General features: G+C 39.4%; 5 protein-coding genes and 2 tRNA genes. All 7 read left to right on the top strand.

Annotated features, from left to right (window positions below; genetic code table 11):
• Positions 1-367 precede the first annotated feature (367 nt).
• Entirely contained in the window at positions 368-2731 is a 2364-nt protein-coding gene (locus Q0688_RS27005; RefSeq protein ID WP_299085053.1) for a PAS domain-containing protein, read from the top strand.
• A gap of 96 nt (positions 2732-2827) precedes the next feature.
• Positions 2828-3826 (top strand): UDP-N-acetylmuramate dehydrogenase, encoded by a 999-nt coding sequence (gene murB / locus Q0688_RS27000; RefSeq protein WP_299085050.1) that lies wholly within the window; start codon positions 2828-2830, stop codon positions 3824-3826.
• The gene (birA, locus tag Q0688_RS26995) at positions 3823-4797 is read left to right on the top strand and encodes a bifunctional biotin--[acetyl-CoA-carboxylase] ligase/biotin operon repressor BirA (protein ID WP_299085047.1); all 975 of its coding nucleotides are present in this window, start codon (positions 3823-3825) and stop codon (positions 4795-4797) included. Before murB ends, birA begins: the two co-directional genes overlap by 4 nt.
• Positions 4766-5518, top strand: a complete 753-nt coding sequence (locus tag Q0688_RS26990; RefSeq protein ID WP_299085044.1) for a type III pantothenate kinase — start codon at positions 4766-4768, stop codon at positions 5516-5518. The genes birA and Q0688_RS26990 overlap by 32 nt, the downstream gene beginning before the upstream one ends.
• A 141-nt stretch (positions 5519-5659) precedes the next feature.
• Positions 5660-5735, top strand: a tRNA-Thr gene (locus Q0688_RS26985).
• A gap of 7 nt (positions 5736-5742) precedes the next feature.
• Positions 5743-5827 (top strand) — tRNA-Tyr (locus Q0688_RS26980).
• A gap of 259 nt (positions 5828-6086) precedes the next feature.
• On the top strand, positions 6087-6734 hold a 648-nt coding region (locus tag Q0688_RS26975), incomplete at its 3' end, for a response regulator transcription factor (protein WP_299085042.1).

Here is a 6734-nt window from a genome sequence, read left to right as displayed (position 1 = left end):
CAGTGCTCGTCTCAAGAAGGCATTTTCCCTTCACGAAGTGGATTCCCGGACTCAAGCAGAGCTTGACTCGTTCCAGCAGTAGAAACTGTGTTTCTAAAAGGCTCCCATTTAGTGGAAGGGCTATCCATTTGGATAGTCTTTTTTTGGCATGAAACCTAAATTTATCTCTCAACGCCGACTTATACCAATTCATCCTAACAATTAGTCACTCTCTGAGTGACTAATTGTTAGGATGAATTGGTATTATATGGCTTGGTACTATTCCACTATAGGAATTTGTTAAAGGTGAATGTATAGTTTAGTTACAGCATTCCTTTATCATAGTTTAAATGGTTTTAGATTTTACTGATTTTTGGAAGGAATTAAGTTGAGACCAACAAATATAAAGCACAGAGAGATACCAGCTTCGGCTTTACCTACTGCAGTATGTTATATGTTGTTTGATCAAGACTTGAATATTCGCGGCATGAACGCTGCTTGCAAGCATTTCTTGGGTTGCAAAGAAATCCCACATAATTTTGAACAAGTTGGAATTGAAGTTAAGCAACTATCATTAGGTAAGTTGCTGTCGATTAATACCATAGATAGTTTTCTTTTTCAGGATAGCTGTACACCCATTGAATTGACCCATAATGATCGCTCTATTGCTGGTCGACTAGAACATTTGGGAGGGCAAGACAGTTTAATATCGTTGCAGTTTTTGAGTCCATTGCACGCACAGTCTTACCTAAATAGTGATCCCGCATATAAGATGCAACGAATGTTAGAAGTAACTCAAGCTGGGACCTGGGAGTGGAATGTTCAAACAGGGGAGTTGGTATTGAATGATAGATGGGCGGAAATTATCGGTTATCGGCTAGATGAATTGCGTCCTATCACAATAGATACATGGATAAAGTATTGTCATTCGGTTGATATTTCTTTGTCTAATCTAGCTTTAGAGGAGCACTTTTCCGGCCGTAATAAAATTTACAGCTGTGAAGTTCGAATGCGCCATAAAAGCGGGCACTGGGTTTGGGTACGTGATTACGGGTGCTTACAAACTCGTACTAAGGATGGGAAACCTGAGTGGGTTTCAGGGACGCATATTGATATTACTGTTCAAAAAAATCAGCAGACAAAATTAGAGGCAACACAAGCAGAGTTGGATGCGATTATTGCCAGTACACCGGCAGTCATTTATAAATCTCCTAGGGGCAGATTGTATCGGAATTATTACATCTCAGAAGATGTGAAGGAGTTAACAGGATTCTCTGCTTTGGAGACTAAAGAAAATGTCAATTGGTGGCAGGCTAGAGTTCATAGTGAGGATATGCTTCAATGCGATGTTCAAGTGCAAAACTGGTTGGCCCAAGGTTGTATAGGTATTCTTAAGCGTCGTTATCGCTTCAGGCATAAACAAGGGCATTATATCTGGTTGTCTGATGAAGTACGTTTATCCTCAGAAGACTTTGTTGGGTCTTTGACAGATATCAGTCAAACAATGGAGTTGAGTAAAAAATTTGAATCGCTAGCGGCTATTTCTCCTGGTGTGATTTACCAATATCAGATTAATGCCGATGGTAGTAGTTGCTTTCCTTATGCAAGCGAAAAATTGTTCGATTTAATTGGAGTGTTACCTAAGGAAATACTTGAAGATAGCGCTCCTCTGTTCGAGGCTATGCATCCAGATGATGTCAACACAGCGAATCTTTCGATACAACATTCGCTTGACACAATGTGTGATTGGATTTGTGAAGTGCGTTTTTTGGTTAACGGAAAAGAGAAGTATATTTACGGCCATTCCCAGCCAATTAAACAGCATGATGGTTCTGTTTTATGGTCAGGCATTTTGATGGATGTGTCTGCGCAGAAAAGGCTGGAAATTAAACTCAAAAATAGCCAGAAGCGGTTAGAGATGGCACAGGAAATCGCTGATTTAGGTTATTGGGAATACAATATTGAAACGCAAGTATTTTATTGGTCTGATGTTTATTTCGAATTACTTGGGATAGATAAGAATCACACTAAGCCTAGTATAAGCTTATTAAACAACCTTACCCCAAAAGGTGAAATGGAGGGGATTTTAGCGGGTTTCAAGTTGGCCAATGAAACAGGTGATGCTAGTTTTGAGCATCAAATAAAACATGGTAGTGGCGAGCTGATTTGGGTTCATGTTCGTGTAAGTAAGAAACCCAACAGTGAAGTGTTAATGGGAGTAGTACAAGATGTCACACAACGTAAGGCGGTCGAATTTAAATTACGCCAAGAATCAATTACCGATCCTTTAACTAGTCAGTTTAATCGCCGTCATTTTATTTACGCTTTGGAGCAAGAATTTGAACGCTTTAGTCGAAGCCACAAAGCCTTTGTTTTGGTCATGATGGACTTTGACGATTTTAAACAGATTAATGATCAGTATGGGCATAATATGGGGGATGCAGTGCTAACTCAGATCAGCCATTTAGTAACAAACCACATACGAGTCTATGATATCTTTGCAAGATTAGGTGGAGATGAATTTGCATTACTGCTCCCTAATACCGATTTAAAATCGGCGGAAAAATTGCAAACTAAGTTATTAAGAATCATAGCGGCTACACCTGTGACTTATATAAACCAACAAGTATTCGCAAGTGTGAGTATGGGGTTGGCTATGGTGAATGAAAGTTATGACAACATTGATGCTCTAATTCATAATGCGGATCAGGCCTTATACCTGAGTAAAAAATTGAAGAATAAGCCTCTTTAAGCATAAATCCTTGAATTTTTAAATTGTTGCAAGGTATTTTCTGACAATGGCTCTATTCTTGATTAAAATGAACTTAAACTTCTACTGGTTTCATTTGTGTATTCTCTAGCTTCCCTTCATTCTTTTGGTTTCCCTTCATCAGCAAAAGCGATAGTTTTTATTAAAGCTGTTTCCGAGCTACAGGTTCAGTTAAGTCACTTAGATAATTCACCCTTTTATATTCTGGGTGAAGGCAGTAATACGGTGTTTCTAGAAGACTATCTAGGCACAGTCGTGAGCCCCGCTTTTATGGGAATAGAGCTTAGCAATACCGATACTCATTATATGCTTGAGGTCGGTGCTAGTGAAAATTGGCACCAGTTTGTATTGTGGTGTATGGAGCATCAAATATATGGTTTCGAAAATCTAGCATTGATACCCGGTACCGTAGGTGCCGCTCCAATTCAAAATATTGGGGCTTATGGTATTGAGGTCGAGCGATTCGTTCATCGTGTTAAGTATTTTGATTTGGAAGAAAAAACTCACCACAGCATTGCTTCCTCTGATTGTGAATTTGCATACCGTGATAGTGTGTTTAAAAATAAATTAGCTAATAAAGCGATGATTACGAGTGTTATTTTTGCTATACCTAAAAATTGGCGGGGCGTCACTCATTATGGAGAGTTGCAGCATATGGAGAAAGCTACTGCTTTGGACATATTCAAAAAAGTTGTTGAAGTTCGTCGGTGTAAGCTTCCAGATCCGGCAACAATAGGCAATGCAGGTAGTTTTTTTAAAAACCCAGTAATAAATATGCGTCAATTCACACAACTGCAGCAGGTTTGGCCGTCTATTCCCAGTTACCTCATAAGCACCGAGAGCGTAAAAATTCCAGCCGCTTGGTTGATAGAGCAACTTGGCTTTAAAGGTAAGAAGATTGGTGGGGTAGCCTGTCATCCTAAACACGCATTGGTATTGACCAACGATGGCTCAGGTACGGGTAAACAATTGTTACAGTTGGCTCGCGCCATCAAGTTAGCAGTGAGAAGGGAGTTTTCTATTGAGTTGGAGAATGAAGTTAGATTGATAGGTAAAAATGGTCCAATTATTTTATGAACAAATCATCACAGCTAGTGCAGGGAAATTTACTAGCCATTTTGGCGGATAGCCAATTTCATTCGGGAGAAGTGTTAGGTAAATCTTTAGGTATTAGCCGAGCTGCCATTTCTAATCATATCAAAGAGCTCAGTTCCTTGGGTTTAGATATCTATAAAGTTACCGGGAAAGGCTACCGCGTGGCGAGACCATTGACATTATTGAATTTAGAAAAGATCAAAGAACGAGTTGCTGGTGCTTGCACTGCTGATATTGAGGTTTTGAATGTAATAGGGTCAACTAACCAGTACCTTAAAGAAAAGCTGCCTGAAGTTAAAAATGGGCACACTTGTTTGGCAGAAGCACAAACCGCGGGTAGAGGCCGTCATGGACGAAAATGGGTTTCACCTTATGGCAGTAGTCTATATATGTCTATGGGTTGGTCTTTTTCAGGTGGATACTCAGCGCTAGGAGGACTAAGTCTAGCGGTGGGAGTGGCTCTAGTTGGTGCTCTACATCACTGCGGGATACAAGGAGTACAGTTAAAATGGCCAAATGATATCTATGCTAAAGGTAAGAAGTTGGCTGGGGTTCTAATTGAAGTTGAAGGACAAATCGATAGTCTATGCCAAGCGATTATTGGTATTGGCCTCAACGTTTCGCTACCTTCAAATGTTGACGAGATTGATCAACCTTGGACAGATCTTTCACAATTAATTACAGCAACTGTAGACCGCAATTTGTTAGCGAGTGCGTTAATAAGTGAACTACATAGGAGCTTGACTTTATTTGAGGAGAGCGGACTTGAGCCCTTTATTAATAAGTGGCGCGCACTAGATATATATGCCAATCAAGGCATAAAACTTATAATAGGTAAGCAGACAATAACGGGGATTAGTAGAGGTATAGATAGCACTGGCGCCATATTGATTGAAACTAAGCAAGGAATTGAAGCCTATCATGGGGGGGAAATTAGTGTTAGGCCATTATAAAGCACTATTAGTTGACATAGGCAACACTCAGATTAAATATGCGCTTGTTAACCAAAGTTCTGATTTGGGCGACGTGAACTTCTGCCAGTACCCTGATGACTTAATTTCATATATTCAATCAGCTGAACAACTATTGGTGTCATCTGTTGGACATAGCTCGTTAGTGGCAACCCTAGTCGAGTTGTGTGATCAATCCAACATAGCCTGTAAAGTAGTTGAAACTGAGTCTAAAACGTTAGGAATTCAATGTGCCTACAAGCAATTTGAAACCTTAGGGGTAGATAGGTGGATGGCCATTTTGGCCGCCCGTGAAATCACCCCGTTACCTGTTGCTGTAATTGATTTAGGTACCGCGAATACCTGTGATATTGTTATTGATAATAGACATATTGGTGGGTGGATAAGCCCTGGTTTTTCAGTGATGCGCGAAAGTTTACTGAGTAATACCCAACAGGTATTTGCAGACACTAGAAGTCCAGAATTTTTGAAAATAGGAGAAACCACTCAAGATTGTGTTAGCTATGGCTGCCTAGCCTCGCAAACTGGTTTCGTTTTAATGGCGGAGCAATATTTAAGTCAGCACTATGAAAACTATGCTATTTTAGTCACAGGTGGTGGCCAAAATTCACTTGGGTTACAAAAAAATGAAAAAATATCACTATTTCCAAATTTAGTATTACGAGGACTTTCTCGTTTGCTTGAATCTTTTGAGGCCAAATGACCGAATTTTAGTATATGAAATGGGTGAAAAACACTCGTTCAGTTGTTATTTCAGGCAAACAAACAAAAAAAGGCAAATTTTTCTAAATTCCCTCTTGCGCACCCTGAATTCTTGCTCTAGAATCCGCACCCACTTGATGAAGCCGACTTAGCTCAGTTGGTAGAGCAACTGACTTGTAATCAGTAGGTCACCAGTTCGACTCCGGTAGTCGGCACCATCAATCTGGAGGGGTTCCCGAGTGGCCAAAGGGATCAGACTGTAAATCTGACGGCTCAGCCTTCGGTGGTTCGAATCCACCTCCCTCCACCATCATTCTAAAACCCGTAGCTCAGGCTACGGGTTTTTTCGTTTTGCTATTTTGAAAATATTTTCCATAATTTAATGAATTTTGTGACTATTTGTCACTTATCAGATCGTGCAAGTTACATATTAGATACAATTATCCTGGCTTTGAGTATTGTTGTGTGAGGATAAAAGGAGGAAAATCAATTGATATGTAACTATTCTTTTAGGTTAAGTAATTGTGATCTAAATGAAATATGCTAAATATGAATTAAGGAACACCATCATGAAAGAAGTACTAATTATAGAAGATGATAAATTGGTGTCTCTTACTTTAAAAAGCCAATTGGAAAGTAAAGGCTTTGCTGTTACTCAAGTTTTTAACGGATCGAATGCTTTGCGAAAAGTAATCAATACTTTTCCAGATCTTATTTTGTTGGATATAGGCTTACCAGATATTAGTGGTTATGAGGTTTGTAAGCAACTTAGAGAGTTTTATCAACGGCCAATTATTTTCATCACTAGTCACGAAGACTCAATAGCTGAAATAAAATGCTTTGAAGTTGGGGCTGATGACTTTGTGTTAAAAACAGCGCCGTTCGAAGTTTTGTATCAACGAATAAAGCGCTTAGGTGTTAGGCCATCCAAGTATCAGCCAGATGATATTTTAGCTTTTGGCGATGTTAAGTTTATTCCTGCATCTACCGATTGTTTTTATCAAAGAAAAGCTTTGGGTTTAACACAAGAGGAGTATGAGTTATTTTACTTCATTGCTACAAAGCATAATAGTGTGGTGTCTCGACAAGTTATTCTGAAAGTATTAAAAGGGGCTGATTACGATGGCATTGACCGTTCTATTGACATTAAAGTCGCCCGAATCAGGAATAAACTGAAAGCTGTTGGTTTACCGGCAAATATTATTCAATCTGTTCGT

It is taken from the genome of uncultured Paraglaciecola sp. (assembly GCF_937123705.1).
GTDB lineage: Bacteria > Pseudomonadota > Gammaproteobacteria > Enterobacterales > Alteromonadaceae > Paraglaciecola.
Note: the sequence above shows the minus strand (reverse complement) of the source record. Positions and strands in the feature narration are given on the sequence as shown.

Coding starts and splice junctions, on each gene's coding strand:
- birA (WP_299085047.1), top strand. CDS start 3,823: ATGAACAAATCATCACAGCTAGTGCAGGGAAATTTACTAGCCATTTTG.
- Q0688_RS26990 (WP_299085044.1), top strand. CDS start 4,766: ATGGGGGGGAAATTAGTGTTAGGCCATTATAAAGCACTATTAGTTGAC.